The 23,680-nt window shown below is 37.3% G+C and carries 22 protein-coding genes; 13 read left to right on the top strand and 9 right to left on the bottom strand.

From position 1 onward, the window contains the following. Positions 1-33: 33 nt before the first annotated feature. Genes ppsA through QWY88_RS02190 form a run of 3 tightly spaced genes read right to left on the bottom strand, consistent with a single transcriptional unit; the run spans position 34 to position 4,565 of the window. The gene (gene ppsA / locus QWY88_RS02200) at positions 34-2,406 is read right to left on the bottom strand and encodes a phosphoenolpyruvate synthase (protein ID WP_304543601.1); all 2,373 of its coding nucleotides are present in this window, start codon (positions 2,404-2,406) and stop codon (positions 34-36) included. A 48-nt stretch (positions 2,407-2,454) separates the two neighbouring features. After that, positions 2,455-3,882 carry an FAD-dependent oxidoreductase gene (locus QWY88_RS02195; protein WP_304543599.1) on the bottom strand — a complete coding sequence of 476 codons (1,428 nt, stop codon included), beginning with the start codon at positions 3,880-3,882 and terminating at the stop codon, positions 2,455-2,457. After that, positions 3,882-4,565 (bottom strand): phosphoglycolate phosphatase, encoded by a 684-nt coding sequence (locus tag QWY88_RS02190; RefSeq protein WP_304543597.1) that lies wholly within the window; start codon positions 4,563-4,565, stop codon positions 3,882-3,884. The genes QWY88_RS02195 and QWY88_RS02190 overlap by 1 nt, the downstream gene beginning before the upstream one ends. A gap of 94 nt (positions 4,566-4,659) precedes the next feature. Here QWY88_RS02190 and ychF point away from each other — a divergent pair, with 94 nt between their 5' ends. After that, entirely contained in the window at positions 4,660-5,760 is a 1,101-nt protein-coding gene (gene ychF, locus QWY88_RS02185) for a redox-regulated ATPase YchF (RefSeq protein ID WP_304543595.1), read from the top strand. Here the strand turns inward: ychF and QWY88_RS02180 are convergent. Next, positions 5,757-6,791 (bottom strand): sensor domain-containing diguanylate cyclase, encoded by a 1,035-nt coding sequence (locus QWY88_RS02180; protein WP_304543592.1) that lies wholly within the window; start codon positions 6,789-6,791, stop codon positions 5,757-5,759. The two genes, ychF and QWY88_RS02180, sit on opposite strands and share 4 nt — an antisense overlap. An 87-nt stretch (positions 6,792-6,878) precedes the next feature. Here QWY88_RS02180 and zupT point away from each other — a divergent pair, with 87 nt between their 5' ends. After that, entirely contained in the window at positions 6,879-7,718 is an 840-nt protein-coding gene (gene zupT, locus QWY88_RS02175) for a zinc transporter ZupT (RefSeq protein ID WP_304543590.1), read from the top strand. 9 nt (positions 7,719-7,727) lie between these two features. On the opposite strand, the gene QWY88_RS02170 is transcribed toward zupT, so the two are convergent. Then, positions 7,728-8,552: a phosphatidylserine decarboxylase gene (locus QWY88_RS02170; RefSeq protein ID WP_304543588.1), complete on the bottom strand. Its 825-nt coding sequence runs from the start codon at positions 8,550-8,552 to the stop codon at positions 7,728-7,730. A 201-nt stretch (positions 8,553-8,753) separates the two neighbouring features. On the opposite strand from QWY88_RS02170, the gene QWY88_RS02165 reads away from it, so the two are divergent. Continuing rightward, positions 8,754-9,635: a sulfurtransferase gene (locus tag QWY88_RS02165; RefSeq protein WP_304543586.1), complete on the top strand. Its 882-nt coding sequence runs from the start codon at positions 8,754-8,756 to the stop codon at positions 9,633-9,635. A 35-nt stretch (positions 9,636-9,670) separates the two neighbouring features. On the opposite strand, the gene truD is transcribed toward QWY88_RS02165, so the two are convergent. Both truD and QWY88_RS02155 read right to left on the bottom strand, forming a co-directional pair. Continuing rightward, complete coding sequence (gene truD, locus QWY88_RS02160) at positions 9,671-10,744, bottom strand: tRNA pseudouridine(13) synthase TruD (RefSeq protein ID WP_304543583.1); 1,074 nt, start codon at positions 10,742-10,744, stop codon at positions 9,671-9,673. Positions 10,745-10,751: 7 nt separating this feature from the next. Beyond that, positions 10,752-11,570: a thiamine-phosphate kinase gene (locus tag QWY88_RS02155; RefSeq protein ID WP_304543582.1), complete on the bottom strand. Its 819-nt coding sequence runs from the start codon at positions 11,568-11,570 to the stop codon at positions 10,752-10,754. An 86-nt stretch (positions 11,571-11,656) separates the two neighbouring features. Between QWY88_RS02155 and QWY88_RS02150 the strand changes: the two genes are divergently transcribed. From QWY88_RS02150 to QWY88_RS02105, 10 genes are all read left to right on the top strand, one after another. Then, positions 11,657-12,904 carry a diguanylate cyclase domain-containing protein gene (locus QWY88_RS02150; RefSeq protein WP_304543580.1) on the top strand — a complete coding sequence of 416 codons (1,248 nt, stop codon included), beginning with the start codon at positions 11,657-11,659 and terminating at the stop codon, positions 12,902-12,904. 132 nt (positions 12,905-13,036) lie between these two features. Next, positions 13,037-14,749: a succinate dehydrogenase flavoprotein subunit gene (sdhA, locus tag QWY88_RS02145; RefSeq protein WP_304543578.1), complete on the top strand. Its 1,713-nt coding sequence runs from the start codon at positions 13,037-13,039 to the stop codon at positions 14,747-14,749. A gap of 9 nt (positions 14,750-14,758) precedes the next feature. Continuing rightward, entirely contained in the window at positions 14,759-15,733 is a 975-nt protein-coding gene (locus QWY88_RS02140) for a succinate dehydrogenase/fumarate reductase iron-sulfur subunit (protein ID WP_304543576.1), read from the top strand. 11 nt (positions 15,734-15,744) lie between these two features. Then, positions 15,745-16,626: a CoB--CoM heterodisulfide reductase iron-sulfur subunit B family protein gene (locus QWY88_RS02135; protein WP_304543574.1), complete on the top strand. Its 882-nt coding sequence runs from the start codon at positions 15,745-15,747 to the stop codon at positions 16,624-16,626. Positions 16,627-16,713: 87 nt separating this feature from the next. After that, entirely contained in the window at positions 16,714-17,490 is a 777-nt protein-coding gene (locus tag QWY88_RS02130) for an exodeoxyribonuclease III (RefSeq protein ID WP_304543572.1), read from the top strand. 153 nt (positions 17,491-17,643) lie between these two features. Further along, on the top strand, positions 17,644-17,853 hold the full coding sequence (locus QWY88_RS02125) for a hypothetical protein (RefSeq protein WP_304543570.1): 210 nt from the start codon (positions 17,644-17,646) through the stop codon (positions 17,851-17,853). Between the two features lie 78 nt (positions 17,854-17,931). After that, complete coding sequence (locus tag QWY88_RS02120) at positions 17,932-18,573, top strand: hypothetical protein (protein WP_304543568.1); 642 nt, start codon at positions 17,932-17,934, stop codon at positions 18,571-18,573. Positions 18,574-18,681: 108 nt separating this feature from the next. Further along, positions 18,682-19,476: a hypothetical protein gene (locus QWY88_RS02115; protein ID WP_304543566.1), complete on the top strand. Its 795-nt coding sequence runs from the start codon at positions 18,682-18,684 to the stop codon at positions 19,474-19,476. Then, entirely contained in the window at positions 19,476-22,160 is a 2,685-nt protein-coding gene (locus tag QWY88_RS02110) for a cation-translocating P-type ATPase (RefSeq protein ID WP_304543564.1), read from the top strand. Before QWY88_RS02115 ends, QWY88_RS02110 begins: the two co-directional genes overlap by 1 nt. Positions 22,161-22,189: 29 nt before the next feature. Further along, complete coding sequence (locus QWY88_RS02105; RefSeq protein WP_304543562.1) at positions 22,190-22,714, top strand: O-acetyl-ADP-ribose deacetylase; 525 nt, start codon at positions 22,190-22,192, stop codon at positions 22,712-22,714. Positions 22,715-22,731: 17 nt separating this feature from the next. Here the strand turns inward: QWY88_RS02105 and QWY88_RS02100 are convergent, their stop codons facing one another. Together QWY88_RS02100 and QWY88_RS02095 are read right to left on the bottom strand one after the other, a co-directional pair. Continuing rightward, a complete protein-coding gene (locus tag QWY88_RS02100) occupies positions 22,732-23,130 on the bottom strand; it encodes an Lcl C-terminal domain-containing protein (protein ID WP_304543560.1) in 399 nt (132 codons plus the stop codon). 4 nt (positions 23,131-23,134) lie between these two features. Next, on the bottom strand, positions 23,135-23,665 hold the full coding sequence (locus QWY88_RS02095; protein WP_193114611.1) for a carboxymuconolactone decarboxylase family protein: 531 nt from the start codon (positions 23,663-23,665) through the stop codon (positions 23,135-23,137). Positions 23,666-23,680: the final 15 nt, after the last annotated feature.

The following is a 23,680-nucleotide window of genomic DNA, read 5'->3' as shown; positions in this document are numbered from 1 at the left end:
TACTTTATTTATCGTTTGTTAAAAAAAGCTATTTTACTTTCTGAGTTTCTCCTCCAACTCTGCAACATTTTGACGAGTTTTTATCACGCTGTCGGGGTTTAAACTGATAGAATCTATTCCAAGACGTACCAAAAATTCTGCCATCTCAGGATAATCCGAAGGGGCCTGACCACATATACCGCTATGGCGATTATTTCTCTTCGCACCCTCTACGGCCATCTCGATCATCTTCAGCACACCCTCGTCTCTCTCATCATAATCAAAAGCGACAATCTCGGAATCACGATCGACCCCTAGGGTAAGTTGCGTTAAATCATTACTCCCTATGCTAAAACCGTCAAAACTTTTACTAAAACCGTCTATACTTATCACATTATTAGGGATCTCACACATCACATAGATCTCAAGTCCGTTCTCTCCACGTTTAAGTCCGTACTTCTCCATGGTAGCTATAACTCTTTCACCCTCTTCTACTCGTCTACAAAAAGGGATCATAAGTATGACGTTTGTAAAGCCCATCTCATCACGTACGCGCTTCATCGCTTTACACTCCAGGGCAAAACCCTCTTCATATGCAGGATGCGAATATCGTGCCGCACCACGGAAACCTATCATAGGGTTTGCATCTACAGGTTCAAAGAACGCTCCCCCTAGAAGATCTGCATATTCATTTGTTTTAAAATCACTCATACGTACTACACAAGGCTTTGGATATACACTTGATGCGATGGTAGCAACACCCTCACTCAAATGACGGATAAAAAACTCTTCTCCATTTTCATCACCTTTGAGTTTATTGACCGCTTCTGTTGTAGCTTGATCCAATCTTTCAGGATGGATAAGTGCCATAGGGTGTACCTTGATAGCCTGGTTAATAATAAACTCCATTCTGGCAAGTCCTATCCCGTCTACCGGTAAGGCAGAGAGTGAAAATGCGAGATCGGGGTTACCCAGATTCATCATAATTTTTGTTTTTGTCTCTTTAACGTCACTAAGGTCACTCTCTTCAACCTCAAAATCAAGTAGCCCTTTATAGACAAAGCCAACTTCACCCTCTGCACAGCTTACCGTCACCAAATCTCCATCTTGAAGTACCTCGGTAGCATTGTCACACCCTACAACAGCAGGAATACCAAGCTCACGTGAGATAATAGCAGCATGACATGTTCGCCCCCCTCTGTTTGTTACAATGGCAGCAGCTATCTTCATAACAGGTTCCCAGTCAGGTGTAGTGGTTTCAGCTACAAGTACATCTCCAGCTTCAAATGTTGTCAGCTCAGAGAGCTCTTTTACACGTCTTACTTTTCCCGAGGCTATCTTTCTTCCAACTGCACTACCGCTTACCAGTAACTCCCCGCTCTCTTTTAGTTTATAACTCTCGTATGTAAGTTTATTGTGATGTGATTCTACCGTTTCAGGGCGGGCCTGCACTATATAGATCTCACCGTCGTCACCATCTTTTGCCCACTCTATATCCATAGGCTTTTTATATCCCGCTTTAGCAGAGTAATGTTCCTCGATCTTAATAGCATAATCAGTCAGCTGTAATATATCTTCATCACTTACACAATAGCGTTTACGATCCTCCTCTGGGACATCAACATTCTCTGAGTGTCGATTCATCTTAATCTTCTTGCTTCCGAGTGTTCTTTGTAATACAGCCCGAAAACCTTTTAAATATGTAGGTTTATGCACATAGAAGTTATCCGGATCGACACTCCCCTGCACTACATTCTCACCTAGTCCGTATGCACCGTTTATAAGAACTACGTCTTCAAAACCGCTCTCTGTATCTATACTAAACATTACACCGCTGGCGCTCAAATCGCTGCGAACCATTTTCATAACCGTTACACTCAGGTATACCTTTAAGTACTCAAAACCGTTATCGTACTTATAGTGGATCGATCTGTCTGTAAAGTTTGATGCTATACACTGTTTGTATGCATTTAGGAGTTCTTCGTTATTGGAGATATTTAAAAAGGTTTCGTTCTGTCCTGCAAAAGAGGCTTCAGGTGAGTCTTCGGCCGTAGCGGATGATCGTACAGCTAAAGTGATAGAGGTGTCATATCTTTGTTGAAGTGTTTTATACCCTTGAAGTATCTCAGCTTGAAGCTCATCGGGAATAGAGGCATTTAAAATAAGCTCCCGACATATTTTTGCTCTCTCTTGCAGTTGGGCCACATTATCGGGCTCTAGGGTATCTAACTGTTCATGAAGCTTATCCAGCAAGCCGTTTGCATCTAAAAAATAGTTATAGGCATCAACTGTAATAGCAAAACCGTACGGAATTTTCACTCCGCTGTTTGAGAGGTTTTGATACATCTCTCCTAGTGAGGCATTCTTCCCGCCTACACTCTCTACATCGTCTATCCCTATCTGGTCAAAATACTTAATATACTGCATAACAAGTCACTCCTATACACGGAAATAGTAACCTATTATACTACGAATTTAATAAGAGTTGCTTACATATGCAAGTGAGCTTGGATACTCCCTCTCTTTACAAGTCAGTTCGGCATAACGATCTACGTCCTCTTTTTTAAGAGTTTGGGCTGTCGTAAAGTCTCTTTGCCCGTAAAACTCCCTATCGACAAAACCAAGTCCTATCAGTTTTTTTACAATCGCATCAGCCATAGTAAGGATAGAGGACGCTTTTACGATCTCGCATCTTGCATATCTCTCCCCTTCAAATGAAACTTCAGAAGCTCTAAGGTCTGCATCATCTCCGGGTATCTGCTGCGCACCGTAAAGAGGTTTTGAAGCAACCTTTGCATCTTTAAATGCCGGTATATACTGAGCAAGGTGTTCAATAGCTGCTTGCGTACGGCTCTGTGTTACCGTAAAACACCACCCTTGATCGATCTTTTTTATAAACATATCATCGAGTTTCGGCTGGGCACTTAATGCATTACTACGAACAAGTCCATTATCAAAAAGGGTAATATCTTTTGTCATTCCATGGAGTTGAAAATAACCGTCAGGATAAGGAGTAAACTGAGCCATCCCTTGAGGTGTTCCACGCTTGCCGTGAAAGATAACCTCAGGCCACAGAGTATCGTACTTATTACACTTTGTTACATATGCCGCTTTAAATTCTACTAAACGATCGCGCTTGATTCCAAGCATATCATCGATCTCACCGCTTCTAAAACCTGCAGCATTGATGAGGTAGTCAAAATCCTCTGTAACTACTTCATCATCGTGCTTGTAAGTGATTTTAAATGAAGTTTCATATTTCTTAATATCAAGAACTTCAGTCTCAGTTTTCAACCCTACGTTTTCTTGTTTTTCTAAACCGAGCGTTACACTTGCCGAGATACGAAAAACATTGAGTCCATACTCTTGAACCATGATAAGCGGATACTTTATTTTTTCAAGCTCTATGTTTTTTGCAACGGGGATCATCCATTCATCTAAGGTTTGAGGATGTTGTACACTCTCTTTTTCTTTAAGTAAGAGCATCTCCTCTTTTGAAAAACATTTAAAATACTCTTCGCTTTTACCCAGTACTTCATTATTGGGGTCAAGCTCTATTAGATGCCGGTACTCAGCTTGTAACATCTTTAATCGTGGGAAAAGATCACTAGGCTCAGACTCATCAGTGGTAGGAGTTGCTATTACCGTCGGGCGAAAGTCGATCGCATAAGGATAAAACCGCAACAACTCAATCGATTGCTGTAAAAGCATTTTACACTGATTGTCATCTATCTCTCTGTAAAGGTTCCCCCCTGCATGCAAGTGACACATAGGCGGACCGCTTACAAGAGACTTCTCCTTATCAAAAAGTGTAATGCTAAGACCTGTTTTTGCCAAATAAAGTGCAACGGAAGCTCCTGCTATTCCACCACCTACGATCGCTATCTTCTTAGTTGTATCCATTACACTTCCAGGTGTTTTATAATATCTGCAAAATTTTCGATAATAATACTCGGCTGATGTACTGAGATATCCTCACCGTAGTTATATCCGTAACTAACAGCGATACTATGCATATTTGCATTGTTTGCAGCGATAATATCGTTTTTAGAATCCCCTACCATTACACACTCTTTCTCATTACATTCAAAGTGATTCATTGCATGCAATAACGGTTCCGCTGAGGGTTTTTTACTAGCCAGTGAATCAGCTCCGAGTAATAACTCAAAATACCCTTCAATCTCCAGTGCTTCTAAGATGGGCAATATAAACTTATAAGGCTTATTTGTCACTATCGCCATTTTATACCCTCTTTGTTTGAGATCTTCTAACGTCTCTTTTACACCTTCATAGAGATAAGTATGTTCACAAAGTTTCTCTTCATAGCTTTCAAGAAAAATAGGCAGACCCTGCTTATAAAGATTTTTATTGACTTCCTCTTCTTGGAAATCTTTTTTCCCAGTCAAAGCACGCTTTACAAGTGTTTGTGCACCGTTGCCGACCCACTCCCTTATCTCATCTATACTATATAGTTTTTTATTTAATTTTCTCAACATAAAATTTACTGAAGCTGCCAGATCAGGCACACTGTCAATGAGTGTTCCGTCAAAATCAAATATTATAAGTTTCTTCTCACTAAATTTCAAAATATACCTTATCTAATTTTTGATGCAATTCTAGCATGTATAATTTTAGCTTTTCTTAGATATAATTCCACAAAAAGTTTTTTAAAGGTAAGATATGGGATTAGCAATAGGCTTAGTAGGACTTCCAAACGTAGGTAAATCAACAACATTCAACGCTTTAACAAAAGCACAAAACGCAGAAGCGGCAAATTATCCGTTTTGTACTATAGAACCAAATAAAGCAGTTGTGCCGGTACCTGACAAACGTTTAGGGGAACTTGCAAAGATTGTTAATCCTGAGAGAATTCAGTACTCGACATTAGACTTCGTAGATATTGCAGGTCTTGTAAAAGGTGCGAGTAAGGGTGAAGGTCTAGGAAATAAGTTCCTATCAAACATCCGTGAAACAGAAGTTATCTTACAAATTGTGAGATGTTTTGAAGATGAAAACATTGTTCATAATGAAGGAAGCATCGATCCGCTTCGTGACGTTGAGATCATTGAAGGTGAGCTTATTTTAGCTGACATTGAAGTACTTTCAAACAGAATCGACAGACTTAAAAAACAAGCAAAAGCAGACAAATCTGCTCAAGGACTTGTTGATGTTGCTAGTGAACTTTTAGAATACCTTGGTGAAGGGAATTTAGCTCGTAACTTTGAAAAAGCAGATACAGATGAGTACAAACAACTTGCTCGTGAACTTCGTTTCTTAACTGACAAAGAGATTATGTACGGTGCAAACACAGATGAAGACGGTCTTTTAGAAGATAATGAGTATGTAATCGCACTTAAAGAACACGCTGCAAAAAACAACTGTGAACTTATCAAGCTTTGTGCAAAAGTTGAAGAGGAACTAATCGGTCTTGAAGAAGAGGAAGCAAAAGAGTTCTTAGATGAACTCGGTGTAACTGAATCTGGTCTAGAGCAGATCATCCACAAAGGTTTTGAGAAACTTGGACTTATGAGCTACTTCACTGCAGGTGTTAAAGAGGTTCGTAGCTGGACAATCCGCCAAAACTCAACAGCTCCACGTGCAGCTGCAGCAATCCACAACGACTTCGAAAAAGGTTTTATCCGTGCCGAAGTTATCAGCTATGAAGACTTTATCGCTTGCGGCGGTGAAGCAGGTGCTAAAGAAGCAGGGAAAATGAGACTAGAAGGAAAAGAGTACATCGTTCAAGACGGCGATGTAATGCACTTTAGATTTAACGTTTAAAAAACCAATTGATTTCTACCGGAGTTTTTTGCCGTATAAAGAGCATCATCTGCTCTTTTAAAAAACTCCTCCACCGATTCTTCTTCACTAAACTCTGCAAGACCGAAACTACAAGTTATAGATATATTTTTATGAAAATTGGTCGTAGCGATAAGCTCTCTTATCTTTTCAATAAAATGGATAGCACCGAGAAGATTTGTGTTTGGTAAAAGTAAGATAAACTCCTCACCACCCCATCTTGCAATAGAATCATGAATCCTCAAGTTTTGTTTTACTAAACTACTCAGTTCTATTAAGACAGCATCTCCTACACCATGTCCGTATTCATCATTTACCTCTTTAAAGAAGTCAATATCAAACATGGCAAAAGACAAAGGGTGCTTATATCTTTTAGCACGTTCTACTTCTTTTATGATCTCCTCTTCAAAACTTCTTCTATTGGCTACTTTTGTTAAAGTATCTGTTTTTGAAATAGAATCGATCTCTTCAACTTTTTTTTCTAGTTCTTGATTGGTTTTTTGGAGTTCTTTGTTTTTTTCTTCGAGGAGTTTCTGTAGTGTTGCATTGCCCTCTTGCAGGAGCTTGTAATTTCTTATGAGTTCAGCTTCGAACATTATACGTTCATGAACATTTTCATGAGCGCCTATCATCCGTAGCACATTTCCATCATCATCCCATTCGATGATCTGTCCGGTGTCTACAATCCAGATATAACTACCGTCAGCTTTTTTACATCTATATTCCACCTCATACTTATCAATTTTACCATTGATATATGATTCAAAATGTTCCATTACTTTTGGATAATCATCAGGGTGGATAATGTTTTCCCATGTAAAAACATCTTCGCTAAATATACCGACATCATACCCAAGCATTCTGTACCAGTTTGGGCTTCGAGTCACATGACCGGTTTTTGCATTCCAATCCCATGTGCCTTCAACAACAATATCAAGAATAGCATTTAATGTTCTCTCTGATTCCTCAAGAGTATGATGCTGATATGTATCAGTTGTTTTGCAACGTTTCATCCAATCATTATACTACATTTCATAATATTTTATAATGAATAAATTATTTTAACTTTTCTATAAGAAGGTGCGATGTATGATTGAAACATGGAAATTACCGATACTACAGCGTTTTACTCAGCATTTCTTCTAACTCTATTAGCTGGTTTATCTACAGGTATCGGCGCAAGCTTAGCTTTTTTTTCGCATACAAATAATCATAAGTTTCTCTCTGTCGGGATGGGTTTTTCAGCAGGTGTTATGATATACGTCTCTTTTGGCGAGATACTTATAAAAGCACAAAATAACTTTTCGACAATATACGGAGAGATTCAGGGTGAAGCATTCACTCTTCTTGCTTTTTTTGGCGGCTTTGCTCTTTCTGCTTTAATTGATTATTTAGTTCCCGGTGATGTCAATCCTCATGAACTAAAAAGCGATACACAACTAAAAGAACTGCAACAATATGACAATAGCCTTCAAAAACACTCATTAAAACGTACAGGTATTTTTACAGCTATTGCAATTGGCGTTCATAATTTTCCTGAAGGTTTTGCAACTTTTATCTCTGCTTTAGATGGCTTGATGCTGGGCATACCGATCGCACTTGCTATCGCTATTCATAATATTCCAGAAGGAATGGCTGTATCGTTACCAATTTATCATGCAACAGGGGATAAGAAAAAGGCTTTTTACTATGCAATTGGAAGCGGCATTGCCGAACCTGTAGGAGCACTCATTGGTTTTTTTCTGCTTCTTCCACTTATGGGTGATATCACACTTGGAGTTACATTTGGAGTAGTTGCGGGTATAATGATTTATATCTCATTTGATGAGCTCTTACCCGCAGCAAGGTTGTATGGAAATGCACATACGACCATTATAGGGATCGCCCTTGGAATGGGCGTAATGTCTTTTAGTCTATTACTTTTTAAAGTAATATTGTAAAAAGAGCTACTACAGTTTAGCTATAGTCTGTCCGTATTTTACGTGTTCACCTGCTTTTACATCTACCTCTTTAAATAGATCTTTTTCAGAAAGTATCACGATCGTAGAACCCATCTCAAAACATCCGAAGTCACTAGCTTTATCTAAATAAAGTTCATGGAACTCATACACTCTCGGTTTTAAATCTTTTGTAGCATTTGTTTGTATAGCCGGTTCAAAATTTACTTTCATAACACCGACATTTAAAGCACTTACAAGTACCATATAAAACTTTTTACCGTTTGTGGTTTCACATAAAAGCACTACCCTTTCGTTCTCTATAAAAAGATTAAGACGTTTTTTCAACGAAGGCATATTTACAGGATAAAATTTTCCAGGGATATGTACAGCTTTTAAAACTTTTAAATTTGTCGGAATATGGTAACGATGGTAATCTTTTGGAGAAAGATAGAAGTTTATAAAATCTCCACCCTCTACTATCGCTTTTTCTTCATCACTAAACTCAGAACCTATCAGTTCACTCGCTTTATAGCGCATCCCTTTAATCTGAAGTGCATAATCGTTTTCGATTTTTCCGCATTCAGAGATAAAAGAATCACAAGGTGATATAAAATCATCTCCGTCACGAGAATATGCTCTATCTTCTCTTAGTGTTCTTGTAAAAAGTGCATTTAAACTTTTGTATGTTTCGGGTGCATGAAACTCACCCATATCAAGTCCCATCAGTTTTACGTATGAATTATTAACTATTTTTTGAAACCAGTGTGGAAACTCTTTGCCGGCGAATTTGCCGAAATTTTGTGAAATTAAACTTGTTATGTGTCTTTTTTCCATTTTACCCTCTATTTTATTAATGAAATTGTATTGAATTATCGATGAAAAGTCTATTAACTTTTGCAACTATGTAGATTCAAAAGAAAATTATTATCCCTAAATAAATAATGTATAAAATTAAATAGCTAGTTTTTTTTCTCAATAATAGATCTTAATCCAGTTGGTACAATCTATGAAACAATTTTAAATAAGGATATTATAATGAAGCAACTACTTCTTACTCTTTTATGTAGTTTATCTCTCTTTGCCTCTGAAGCACTCGTATCTCCCGAGTGGTTACATAACAATCTTAACAAGAAAGATTTACGTATTGTAGAGGTCTCCGATCAGGCCAGTTTTTCAGAACAACATATTAGCGGTGCTGTGCCAACATCTATAAATAAGTGGAGAATCAACAACGGAACATTTCTTACAATTCGCTCGATCGAAGAGATCCAACAAGAGATCCAAAATCTAGGGATTACTAAAGATACACACGTTGTCCTTTACGCATCTGTAAAAACTCCTAAAGACTACCTAAAAGCTACTTATATCTACTGGGCTATGAACTATGTAGGGATTACAAACGTCTCTTTACTTGACGGTGGTGAGAACAACTGGAGTGCACAAGGTTACGAGCTGACAGACAAAGTGAAAAAAGTTCAAAAAAGTGATTTTCAAGCTACTATCAATCCTGCTAAAATTGCAGATATTACATACGTAAAACAACATCTAGGAAAAATCCCTATGATCGACGCAAGACCGAGTGACAAGTATCTTGGAATTACACCGACGGCTACTGTAAAACGTAACGGGCATATTCAAGGGGCGATGAGTTATTCATGGAACTATTCTGTAAATAAAGACTACACACTCAAATCGAAAAAAGCGCTTGATACACTCTTTAAAGAGGGTTACAAACTCGATAAAAACAAAGAGGTTTTAGTATACTGTACGGGTGGGTTAGAGACTTCATATAACTACTTTGTACTCTCAGGTGTACTAGGATATAAACAAGTAAGACTTTACGATGCTTCTATGAAACAATGGGGTAACCAAGAAGATACTCCTATGAATCAATATATGTACGAAGTTTTCAAATAAAACATAAAAAAGAGGGATAGATTAATCCCTCTGCATTAAACAAGCTTACGCTTTGCAATCTCCTCGATCAATACCGTTGCATAAGAACCCTTCGGCAACGTAAAATTCATCTCATACTGCGCTTCAACAGGGTTAAATCTTCCCTCTATGTCAGTTGGATATACCCATGCATAACGGCGTGCACCATCCTCTTTGAGTTCATCGTCAAAATCTTTCTCAATCTCACGAGCAAACTGTGATGTGATTTTTACTCTTTTACCCGGTAAAAGTCCTGTCACACTGATGTCTCGTTCATCAAAACGCTCTAGGTCATGTGCATCACCACTAAACTCAAACACTCTTCCATGTGGATAATGCTCCATCAAATCACCGCTTATAAGTTTAAACGGATGTTTTTGCGCCTTCATTTTTTGAAGCTCCTGCTTTGGCAGGTTTAGTAAAGGGGCAAGTTCATCCACGCCAAAACTTGACACCAAAGAGTTAATCTCCAATCTTCTTGAGAGCCACAGGTTAAAAAGGTGTGACTGATACGCATTAATCAAAAGTTTCTTCACACGGGGATTTCGCTCTTTAGCTTCCCCTTTTGCCAACTTTTCACCAAGGATATGGTTGTCTCCGTCATTACCGAAACGCTGGTAGCCAAAAAAGTTAGGAAGTCCCTGCTTATCAATATTTTTAAGAGCTTCATCAATCTTTGCCGCACTTGTAGGATTCACTTTTTTCAAACGGATAAAAAACCTGTTTCCCTTTAAATGCCCTACTCTGATCTTATTGTTATGGTATGTTTTTGAGAGGATTTTAATTGAATCGTGTGTAAAGTTTTCCAACGCCTCTTCATACTTTTTATGCAAAGAGATATACTGCTTTGTCATCGCATTTTTATCTTTAAGGCCGGCATAACCAATCTCTTTGTTTTTTATCCCTAAATATCTTGCGATACTGCCAACCATCTCTGTAGTTGAAAGCCCTTTTTTTCGTACGTGAAGCACTAGATGTTCACCATCGCCGCTAAACTCGTAAAGAGGTATCTCATCAACTACGAAATCTCGTGGTGACTGCTTAAAGTGAAAATCTATACTAGCATGTGCCAGTGAATAAAATCTGTCCATATTTTTCCTAAAAATGATGTGCTTTACATCTGTTTGTATATCTGTTTCTTGTCGCTTTTGCAAAAACAGTAAGCTTTGTTCTTGAAAGTTGTGCTAGGCGAACCATTTTTTTTCTGTCTTGTGGAGCGAAACTTACCAACATCTCGTACTCTTCACCGCTGCATCCGATACGTTTAGGGATCTGTTTAAAAAAATGTACACCGAGTTTATTGGTAGACGTTAGTTTTTCCAGATCGCTGTAAAGTCCGTCAGAGATATCCATGCCCGCTTTTAAAACTTTTGAAGATCTTTTTAAAAACTGTTGTCGCAATTGTATATCTATAAACTTAGATTTTTGATGGATTTTTCCAAGGTTCAACAACTTCTTCAACTCTTTTGCCGAATGTCCTAAAACACCCGTATATGCAAAAAGATAATTGTTTTTGATCCCTTTTCTGTGTAAAGTGCGCTTCACTTCAGATATAATCGTTATCGTTATATCCAATTTTGTATTGCTTATAGTGTCTCCGCCTATAATCTCTACATTATATTGTGCAGCTACAGCTTTAAAACCATCAGCCAAGTTTTTCATATCGGCTCTGTTCATATTTTTTGGCATTGCCACACTTAAAAGTGCGTATTTTGGAGTCGCACCCATTGCCAAAGCATCTGAAATATTTACAAGCATTGCACGTTTTGCAATGTCGTAAAAACTCAGCCAGTCTCGTTTAAAGTGGATATTTTCGAAAAAAGCATCTTTTGAATATACATACTTTCCTATTACCGCCCCGTCATCCCCAATATGTTTATTGTGAAATTGCGCTATAAAATAATTTTCTAAATTCAATAAAACTTCTTCATATTAAGGATATATTAACGTCTGCCGATATAAAATAGCTACGTAGTGATATTATAACATTTTTAGGAAAAAGTATGAAAAGTTCAATTAAAAAAATATTTAAAAGCTTAAAGACTTATCTCGTCTTTTTATTTTTAATGGTTACAGTCTTAATTCTATTCGTTTTCGAGCATGACCTCTCAACTCAAAAGATAGACAATCTTCAAAAACAAAAAAACATTGTTCATAAACTTACACAACTTGATAAAAATGATGTGGAGTTGGCATTGATTCAATTTAACGGTAAAAGTACACAGCTGCACCAAGATATAGATAAGCTTATGATGATCTATAAATATAATGTTACAGAACGTTACCTTCTTGGCAATGCAAGTGAATACAGTTCTGATATTAATCATCTTTCTAGATTGATAGACAACTTCAATAATGCGGCACACGTATACTATGAAGATATTCTGAAAAATAAAAAGAGTTTAAAACATTCACAAGAAGAGATAAAAGCAAAAGAGACTTTAGAGAACTCGTTAACTGCTGTAACGCAGCACATTAACAGTATGCTTTTAAAACATATCGATTATGATGAGACAAAGTTCTACGTAATTAAAAATATATCTTATGGGCTTTTTATCATTGTACTGTTCTTTACGTTCTGGTATAGAAGCAGACTCAGCAAAATCTATAACGACATTGAATTTTTATATCAAATAGATAAAGATAAAAAAGGGTATGAGATATTCTCAATAGAAGCGGACGCTATTGCCCTTAGAATGAATAGAAAAACTGTAAGTAGTGACAACCCTACTATGCTTGATAAAGTAACGGGAATTAATAACTACAAGGGTATGTTAAACTCTTACTCTCATAAAAAAGGTTTAAAAGACAGCAACTTTACCTCTGTAACGGTTTTAGATGTAGACAATTTTTCAAAAACACACAGACCGTATCCTCAAGATATTACACAAAGCATTTTGAAAAAGATTGCTTACACTATATCTTTATATGAACAACCTGTTGATGTAATTGCCAGAACTGATTACAACCAGTATACTATTATCCTGTCTCGTCCGACAAAAGAGCAATGTTATAAAGATGCTCAACTGATCCGTGAAAGTATCGCTGATCTGAAATTTAATGTTCCTGATGTCGGTACGGAACGTATCACTGTAACAGGTGGACATGTGATCAAACCAAATAATACAAATCTTGAAGAAGCTATTAAACAAGCTAAAGAGGTATTAAACTACGCAAAAACAACAGGAAAAAATAAAATTTTCCAAACAAGAGACCTAGCACAAAAAGATGTACATAGAGAAATATCGTAACACATATTTCTTTTTGTGTCCAAAATTGTAACATTCTCCATCTTCTTCGCCATATATCCAACATTTAATCTAGCATAAGCCTTTTTGAGATATAATCAGCATTATTTTAGTTCTTTATACGAAGGAAATTTAATGAGTATTCCTATTTATACTTACGATGCAGTTGTTGTTGGTGCAGGTCTTGCGGGATGTGCAGCAGCGAGAGAACTGCAAAATGCAGGCAAAAAAGTTGCCGTAATCACAAAACTTCACCCTTTAAGAAGTCACTCAGGTGCTGCTCAAGGTGGTGTTAATGCCGCTTTTAGTGATGCTGACAGTGTTGAACTTCATGAGTTCGATACAGTTAAAGGTGCAGACTACTTAGCAGATCAAGATGCTGTTGAGTTTATGTGTAAAAATGCTCCAGAGACTATTCGCTGGGCTGAAAGAATGGGTGCGGCGTTTAGCCGTACTGAAGACGGTAAAATCGCTCAAAGACCTTTTGGTGGACAATCTTCACCACGTGCTTGTTTTGCAAAAGACAGAACTGGTCTTACATTATTACAAACTATTTATGAGCAAGCTGACCGTTCTGGTGTTAAGTTCTGGGATGAGTGGTATGCAGCAGACATCATCTATAAAGATGGTAAAGTATCTGGTGTAGTTGCATTTAACATTCGTGATATGCAAATGGCTATCTTCAATGCAAAATCTGTAATGTTCGCTACTGGTGGATATGCTCGTTGTTATAAGATCAACTCTAATGCTCATGCAAATACAGGTGACGGTCTTTCTATCGTAGCTCGTCACGGTATCCCTCTAGAAGATATGGAATTCGTACAATTTCACCCGTCTGGACTTTCAGGAAACGGTGTTTTAATCTCTGAAGCTGCTCGTGGTGAGGGTGGACGTCTGTTCAACTCTAAAGGTGAGCGTTTCATGGAGAAATATGCTCCGAACGCATTAGAACTAGCTTCTCGTGACGTTGTATCTCGTGCTATCTTAAACGAGATCAGAGAAGGTCGTGGTGTTGGTCCAAGAAAAGATGCTGTGTATCTAGATGTAACACACCTTGGAAAAGATCTTATTATGCAAAAACTTCCTGAGTTACGTGAACTTGCTATCACATTCTTAGGTTTAGACATGATCAAAGAGCCGATCTTAATCTCTGCGACTGCTCACTACTCTATGGGTGGTATTCCGGTAAATATTGCTGGTAACGTTCGTAAAAACAATGATGAACTTATCGAAGGTTTTTATGCTGCCGGTGAGTGTTCTTGTGTATCTGTTCACGGTGCAAACCGTCTTGGTGCAAACTCTGTTCTTGAAGCATTACTATTTGGTCGTTTTGTTGGTAAAACTATGGTTGAAGAGATCGATAACATTGAACTTCGTCCTGCAACTGTAGAAGATGCACAAACAGCTTTAGCTGAAGTTGATTTCATCATTAACAATAACGGAGATGAAACAGTAACTGAACTTCGTGAAGAGTTACAACAAGCTATGACTGCAAACGCTGGTGCATTCAGAACTGAAGAGACTATCAAACTTGCTATTGAAAAAGTAAAAGAACTAAGAGCAAGATTTAAAAATATTCGTATAAAAGACAAATCAAAAGTATTCAACACTGAGCTTCAAGAAGCTATTGAGCTTGGTCACATGTTAGACTACTCACTATTTATCGTTGAATCTGCACTTCCTCGTAAAGAGAGCCGTGGTGCACACTATAGAGAAGATTTCCAAGAGCGTGATGATCAAGATTGGTTAAAACACACAATGGCATATATGGACAAAGATGGTAACATCTCTTTAGACTACATGGATGTTGTTCTTGGCAAACATGAATTAAAAGCAAGAAACTACTAAGGATAACTTATGGAACATACAATTACTACACAAAAAGTAAAGTTTAAAGTATTCCGCTTCAATGCTGAAGAGGATTATCTTCCATATTATGATGATTATGAGATGGAAGTAACTTCTGAAGAGGTTGTTTTAGACATTTTAAACAGAATCAAATGGGATCATGACGGAAGTTTCTCTTATAGAAGATCTTGTCGTCACGGTATCTGTGGTGCATGTGCTATTAAAGTAAACGGTCGCTCTACTCTTGCTTGTAAAGAGAGCATGAATGACATGGTAGATCTATTTGGTAGCGAGTTAGTTATTGAGCCATTAAGTAAAAAACGTGCTGTAAAAGATATGATCATTGACAAATCTGACTTCTGGGAGAAACATGCTGCTATACAACCTTATGTTGTTACAGATGTAGATGAAGCTCCAGAGATGGAAAACCTTGTATCACCTCATGATGCTGAAGCTCTTGATGAAGCTGATCTTTGTATCCAATGTGGTGCATGTCACTACGCATGTCCTGCTGTTGAAGTAAATGATGACTTCTTTGGACCTGCTGCATTTGCTGCTGCATATAGATTTGAAGCTGATGTTCGTGATGAGTCTGAAACAAGACTTATGGATGTTAACCAAATGGGTCAAGGTGTTTGGGACTGTGTTAAATGTTTCGAATGTAGAGAGGTTTGTCCTAAAGAGATCGATCCAATCGGTAAAATCACTAAACTTCACCAAAAACTTTTCCAAGAAGGAAAAGCAGAGTCTAACGTTGCTACACGTCACGCTGTTGGATTTATCCACTCGATCGCAAAACGCGGTGTACTTGATGAAGGTGGCTTAGTACTTTACTCTGAAGGTCCGGCAATCGTAAAACATTTACCGGTAGCATTTAAAATGTTTACAAAAGGTAAAATCCCTATGCCGTGGCAATTACCGAAATCAGATAATATGGATGAGATTAAAGCACTTGTTAAATCATCTACAACTGCGAAGTTTTAGGAGACAATAATATGGAAAAATTAAGATATGCACTTTTTACTGGTTGTACTGCTAAACAAAGTACGCCAGAGCAAATGATGTCAACTCTTGCTGTTGCAGATAAACTTGGAATAGAACTAGTTGAACTAACGGAAGCTTCTTGTTGTGGAGCTTCTCACTTACAAGATTATGATGAATTTTTATCTTTAGTATTAAATGCTAGAAATATTGCATATGCTGAAAAACACGGTCTTACTATGGTAACTATCTGTAATACGTGTCAATTAAACACAGCTATGACAAAACATAAACTAGATAACGATGCTGATCTTAAAGCTAGAGTAAATGAAAAACTTGCTGAAGTTGGTTTAGAGTACAAAGGTACATCTCAAATCACTCACTTCCTATATGCTATCATTGATGACTTTGGTCTAGATAAAATTAAAGAGATGGTTGTAACTCCACTAAGCCAATTCAATATTGCGCCTTTCTATGGATGTCACAATATCCGTCCATCAGAGCTTCAAAATGAAACTCATAAATCTCCTGAATCGGCATACCGCCCTACTTCACTAGATGATCTAATCATCGCGTGTGGTGGAAAAAATGTTGATTATGAAGAAAAAAACAAATGTTGTGGTTTCCACGTTGAGCTTCAAGCTCCAAAAACTGCAGCTATTTTAACTGGTAATGCAATTGCAGGTGCTATGGATGCTGATGCTGACTGGATGGTAACTCCATGTCCATTATGTCACTTAAAACTAGATACACAAACTCACCATGCTTCTGAAGCAATCGGTCGTGACGTACAACTTCCTGTACTTCATATGCAACAAATGGTAGGTCTTGCTCTTGGATGTACTCCGGCTGAGCTTGGTTTAAAACACCACGTTGCTAAAGTGGACTTTGTATAGAAGTCCACTCTTTTAATTACTAAAGGATTTTTCCTTTAGTAAACCCCTTTTCTTTTTTCTCTCTTACTTCAAATTCAAAGGTTATAAATGTCAGATTCAATCGAAATAATCTCATGGAATGTCAATGGTATCCGTGCAATAGCAAATAAAGAATCCCTCAAATGGATCGATGAACGTCATCCAGACATCTTATGTCTACAAGAGATCAAAGCACTCGAAGAACAGATTCCTGATAACCTTTTTGAAAAACCTTACTTAGAACGCCATATTAATTCGGCAGAGAAAAAAGGCTACAGCGGTACGGCAACGTTCTCTACACTTCAAAGCCAAAATGTTTCATATTGCAAAGATATAGATATCATGAATGAGGGGCGCATTATTGAAACCCATTTTGATGACATAGTCCTCTTTAACGTCTATTTTCCAAACGGGCAAAAAGATGAAGATCGTTTGAACTATAAAATGGAGTTCTACGATCGTTTTTTAGATCATTGTGAAGCGCTAAGAGAAGAAGGGAAAAGTATCATCATCTGCGGTGATGTTAATACTGCCCACCGTGAGATCGATCTTAAAAATCCAAAAGCAAATTCTAAAACATCAGGATTTCTTCCGATCGAGCGCGCATGGATCGATAAACTACTTGATCACGGCTATATAGACACGTTTAGATATGTAAACGGCGATGAAGCTGATCGTTACAGCTGGTGGTCATACCGTTTCAGTGCAAGAGTTAAAAATGTCGGCTGGAGAATAGACTACTTCTTTATCTCAGAAGACTTAGCTGAAAACCTTGAGGATGCTTTTATACTCGATCATATAGAAGGCTCTGATCACTGCCCTGTCGGGATTAAAATAGCTCTTTAACACCTTCTATATCATTTAAATTAACATTTTTAGTGTTCATTTATTTAGCTAATGTCAAGCTAATCTATATATAATGTTTGTTGAATAAATAGTTAGGCACATAAAGTGAAAGAAAAAAAGACAAGAATATTACTAGCTATCATTTTTGTTCTTATGGGTTTAGGTCTTGTATACATTTCTATAGATGCTATATTGGCATATTTTGAAACAGGCACTATTTCATTCCAGTTAAAACCAACATTACCGCGTTTTTATGGAAATGAAGCCCTGATGATGACAGCAGTTCAGTTAATTGTAGGTCTAATCTTTGTACTTCTAGGATATACATATGTTCGTAAAGACTACAAAGCTCCAAAAGCCTAACAAACCAGAGGAGACCAATCAAAAACCCGCGGGCGGCTTTTTGATTGCTCATTTCAAACGTTAGATGACAAAGGAACAATGATAGAAATTACAATCAAGAATGACTACTTGTTAAAATCTGAATTAACACTAAGAATATTTTCACTAATTATATTCATTTTACTATTGTATTTTTTGATACAAAAAATAGCTATAGAAAAAGATAGTCTTGATTTACTTATGTATAAAGCGGGATTAGTTACAAGTATCATCGGTGTTTTCTCATCATTTTTTTATGGATATAAACAATTATATAAACTACTATCATCAACACAATATATATTGATTGATAAAGAAAGTTTATCTTATGACTTTGTTTTAAATAATGGAGACATTGATAAATATATTATGCAATTAAATAAAATAAATATTGGTTGGAGTTATTTTCCTATTTTCGGAGAAATAGAAAAAATAAAACTCAAGAAAAAAACATTGAATAATAAAGTTGAGTCCTTCATTGGTACTATTGGTCAATCCCTACTAAACATGATTTTTCTATCTGTTTATTTTATTATTCAATTTTTTAAATTTAAAAAATATTATATTTTAAATGATGATAAAATAGTTTTGGCTATACCCATGAATGATGAAACTGTAAAACTAATAAACAAGAAAGTTCCATTTTCAAAACTAACATTAAGACATAACTTACTTATCAAAAACTCTTCTATATTTAAATAAAGGTAGAAGATGATAAGCTATAAAAACATCTAATTAAAGATCGTACGACACAAATTATCTAAAATTTGTGTACAATAGACAGATATGCTTTTTAAAGGGGATATATCTATGCACGTTATCACTCTTATAAACGGTTCGTTAAGTTCTCAAACCTCCTCCATATATGCCCTAAACTATGCAAAACAATCAAACCTTCCTCTTTATATTCTTCATGTCAAAGGGAAAGACTCTCTTGAAGAGGTGCAAAAAAGTGCCGATGATCTGTTTGCTTTAGCGCAAGAGAAAGATGTAGAATCAAACTTTACTATCTTTGATACACTTGAGGAACTTACAACCTTTATAGAACAAAAAGATATAGATATGATCTTTTGCTCAACACGATACAGACATGCACTCTTTGACCCCTCCTTCGTTCAAACACTCATCCATAAAAAACTAAAAGTAGATTTTGCTATTGTAAAGGTGTTAAACACAGGCTATGCAAATCGTGTAGAAAATGTCGTCTTACCGATCAGAAGCTCAAAACTCTCAGTAAAAAAATTCACTCTGTTTTCCACATTCGTCTTAGCATACAATGCAAAAGCGGAGATCTACTCTATAGATAAAATATACAAATCAAGTTTTTTTGAAAAGAAAGAAACAACACGCTTAAAAGAGCTCATATTTCATCTCAGACACTATTTCAGACTTGCCAATATGCTTAACTTTAAATTATCTCTCAAGCATGACTTTGCTTACGGTGAGGGAGAGATGGTTCGTTCCCATATTGGCCGAAACAGATTTGACTTGACAATTGTAGGAGCACATACTAGCTCAAGTTTTTTCTTTTCCCATCCGATCGATACTTTATTTGAAGACCCGCTAATAAACACCGTCTATTTTATCCCCTATGAAGAAAAGTGATGTTACCTTTTAAGCTCTCACATGAAACACTTCTGCATCAGTTCAGAACACAGAGAGAAGGACTTAGCAATTCTGAGGTTTCAAAAAGGCTTAATGAGTTTGGCAAAAATCTTATAAAAACAAAGAAAGAGAAAAACTATGTTCATGAATATTTTAAACAATATATAGAGTTTTTCCCTATCTTACTTGAGCTTGCAGGTATACTCGCTTTTATTGCACACCATTACCAGCCTAATGAAGGAAACAATATTTTAGGCTTTGCAATATTTGGTGCAGTCTTTATAAATGCCACTTTTACCTTCTGGCAAAACTTCAAAGCCGATAAAGCGATGGAAGCGTTGCTCAAACTGATGCCCACAATTATAAAGGTCCGAAGAGAAGGTACATTACAGGAGATTGATGCAAGTGAGATCGTACCCGGAGATATTATAGTTTTAGAAGAAGGTGACAAGATAGCAGCCGATGCGGTACTTCTTGAAGCTGCTGAACTCTATATAAATACATCTTCGCTTAACGGAGAATCAAAACCTTCAAAAAGAGAACTCCATCCCAATACCGATGCAAACCGTGCGATTGAAGCAAAAAACATGGTTTTTGCAGGTACGAGCGTTGTCAGCGGAAGCGGTGAAGCAGTAGTTATCTCTACAGCGATGGCAACCGAGTTTGGAAAAATCGCAACTATGACGGGAACTATTGAAAAAGGGCTCACGCCTCTTGAAAAAGAGGTGATAAATATGACCAAAATCTTAACAGCATTAGCCCTGTTTGCAGGAGTCATATTTTTTATTCTCGGAGTATTTTCAGAAAAAGGGATGTTAATTGCAGCTATCTTTGCTCTCTCTTTGATCGTTGCTAACGTTCCCGAAGGACTCTTACCAACCATTACCCTTTCTCTCTCTTTAGCTTCGCAGCGTATGGCAAAACGCAATGCTCTTATTAAAAACCTCGCATCCGTGCAAACACTCGGCAGTGTTACTACCATCTGTACCGATAAAACCGGAACTTTAACGAAAAACGAGATGACTTTACAGGAGATCTATCTAACAAGCGGTGAAGAGATTGCTATCAGCGGCAGCGGCTATAGTACTCAAGGGGATTTTGCAATCGAAAACGAAAAAGAGAACTCCAAAGAGCTTTTAAAAGATTTTCTAGAGGCCTGCTGGTTTAACTCGCGTGCCACTATAGAAGAAGATCAACCTATAGGCGATCCTACGGAACTTGCACTTGTAGTAGCTGCACACAAATACAATCTCAAATACAGATTTCAAAAAGTAGCAGAAAACCCTTTTACGAGTGAGCGAAAAATGATGTCCACTTTTGGGCAAGTGGACTCAAAAGAGCTTCTTTTTGTTAAGGGGGCTGCAGAGATTGTTTTTGAAAAATGTTCCCACTACAGAAGCAGTGACGGAGTGAAGCCTTTTGATCAAAATGCTCAACAAGTAATGGAGCAAGCTTTAGAAAAACTGGAAAACAAAGCTTACAGAGTTTTAGCTATTGCCATCAATGACAAAAACGATGAAGAGAACTTAACTCTTTTGGGACTAAGTGCTATTATGGATGTTGCCCGCCCTGAAGTAAAAGAAGCACTTGAGACCTGTTACAGTGCAGGGATTCGAACCATTATGATCACAGGAGACAATCCAAATACCGCTGCAGCTATTGCAAAACAGATAGGTTTACGTTTTGACGGGGTTATAAGTGGAGATGAAGCCGCGACACTCAGCCATAAAGAGCTTCAAAAACTGCTTCTGGAAAAAACATATATTTTTGCCAGAATGGCGAGTAATCAGAAACTAAAAGTAGCAGATGCTCTTCAGGCAAACGGTGAAGTGGTTGCGATGACTGGTGACGGCGTCAACGATGCGCCTGTACTTAAAAGAGCCGATATCGGCATATCTATGGGAAGCGGAACCGATGTAGCCAAAGAAGCAAGTGATATGGTTTTACTCGATGATAATTTCAACTCGATCGTAGCAGCCATTGAGGAGGGACGAACTGTTTATTTTAATATTAAAAAGTTTGTTACCTACATCCTCTCTTCCAATGTTCCCGAGATCGTCCCTTATATTCTCTCCTTTTTTCTAAAAATTCCAAACCCTTTATCGGTTATACAAATTCTCTCCATCGATCTCGGTTCAGATATGCTTCCGGGACTAGCACTTGGAAGTGAAAAGCCGGAAAAAAATATCATGAAACGTCCACCTGTCGGAAAGAATGAGAAAATACTCGATTGGGAAGTATTTAAACGCGGTTACTTTTTTGTAGGTATTATCGAAGCGAGTGCCGCTATGTTTGCCTTTATTACTTTTTTACTTGCCCACGGTTGGCAATATGGAGAGGTGCATTTAGACGATCCTGTGTTTCACGCCCAGGCGATGACGATGACTCTTCTTGGAGCGGTAACGAGCCAGCTGGCTAATGTATGGACTATGAGAAGTTGGGATTTTAATATTTGGAGTATGAGTTTAACTTCAAACAAGATGCTGATCTTTTCTAATGTTGCAGTTTTTGTATGGATATGGGCGATGCTCAATGTTACAGCAATACAAAAAATCTTTAACACTGCATATATACCGCTTGCCGATTTATGGATCCTTTTACCCTTCCCTCTACTCGTCCTAGTTTCTCATGAAACCTACAAATATGTAAAATTAAGAAAAACACAACTTACTTCTGTAAGCTAATTATTATTTAGTATGAAATATCATAGTAGATGGCAAATAATAAAATAGATATTTTCATAGGTGACATCACAACACTCGATACGGATGCAATAGTGAATGCTGCAAACTCCTCTTTGCTTGGTGGCGGAGGCGTTGACGGGGCTATCCATAGAGCAGGAGGCTCGGAGATACTCAAAGAGTGTAAAACGCTAAGAGATACAGAGTATCCAAACGGTCTTGCGACCGGTGAAGCGGTAATAACAACAGCGGGTCGTTTAAAAGCAAAATATGTAATCCATACCGTCGGACCAATCTACGGTAATGATGCAGATCCAAAACAATCATTAAGCGCTTGCTATAGAAACTCATTACTCCTTGCCGATAGCTATAAATGTACATCTATTGCATTTCCTGCAATCTCTACAGGTATATACGGTTATCCGAAAAAAGAAGCTGCCGAGATAGCATATGTAACGGTGGCTGAAGTGTTAGAAAAATGTCGTTATATTAGAAATGTAGTATTTGTTTTCCATAGAGATGAAGATTCTCTCTATTTGAAAAGTTTGTTAAAATAACAAGCGTGTAAGAGAAACTATCTGTTTGTTCTTACACATATCGTAGCATACTCTTCACACTTGTCACTGCTGGAGATAAATCCGTTACCGCTATAAACGGTAATCGCATTAAAATGGTCTTTTGGATCATCATCTGAACTCCAAAAGACATTATGCTTCATATATTGAAAAGTTTGTTTCAGTTTACTGTCTTTAGATAACTCTACTAATTCCCATTTGGTAGGTAATCTCCAGTTGTCATACCCACCTAGAGTTAACTGCGAACAATGACTTCTAGCCATTTTCCAAATATCTATAACTTTTTCATCACTATCCTGCCACATCAAGTCATGCTTTTTGTCCACTACATAACTCTCTTGTGCACTCATAGCAATAGCGCTAAATACAAGAAAAACGGCCGCAAACTTTCTCAGCATATATTTACTCTCCTAAACCAAAAACATTTGAAAGTGTATTGATGTAATTAAAATACCCTACTATCGCAACAGCCTCGATCACCTCATTTTTACTCCAGCCAAGCTGAAACAGTTTCTCAAGATCTTCTTGTTGCATTTTGTAGTTGTCTTTTTTAGAAGCTCTTACACAAAAATGTAATAAATCTTTCTCTTTCTGATCAACAGGCATAGTGTCAATGCCGTTTAAAACAGCTTCAATCTTCTCTTCACTCACACCCAACATTTTTGCGATGTTTTTATGAACTCCGACGCACATTTTACAACTATTTTCTTGAGAGATAAGTAGTGCGATAGCCTCTTTAACGTCATAACTTAAATATGTTTCATCTAAAAGGTACCCCTGCACCATTGCATCTGTCGCAAAATAGATCTTTTCATCTATCGCTAGAAGTTTGAAGATTTCACCTAAGCTTCCTGTTTTTTCTAAAATAGGTCTTGCTTTGTCTTGAATCTTAGGACTCATATCTTCAAATTCCGGTAAATCTATATAAGACATTTTTCTCCTTTCAAA

The organism is Sulfurimonas sp. hsl 1-7, assembly GCF_030577135.1.
GTDB classification, from domain to species: Bacteria; Campylobacterota; Campylobacteria; order Campylobacterales; family Sulfurimonadaceae; genus Sulfurimonas; species Sulfurimonas microaerophilus.
Note: the sequence above shows the minus strand (reverse complement) of the source record. Positions and strands in the feature narration are given on the sequence as shown.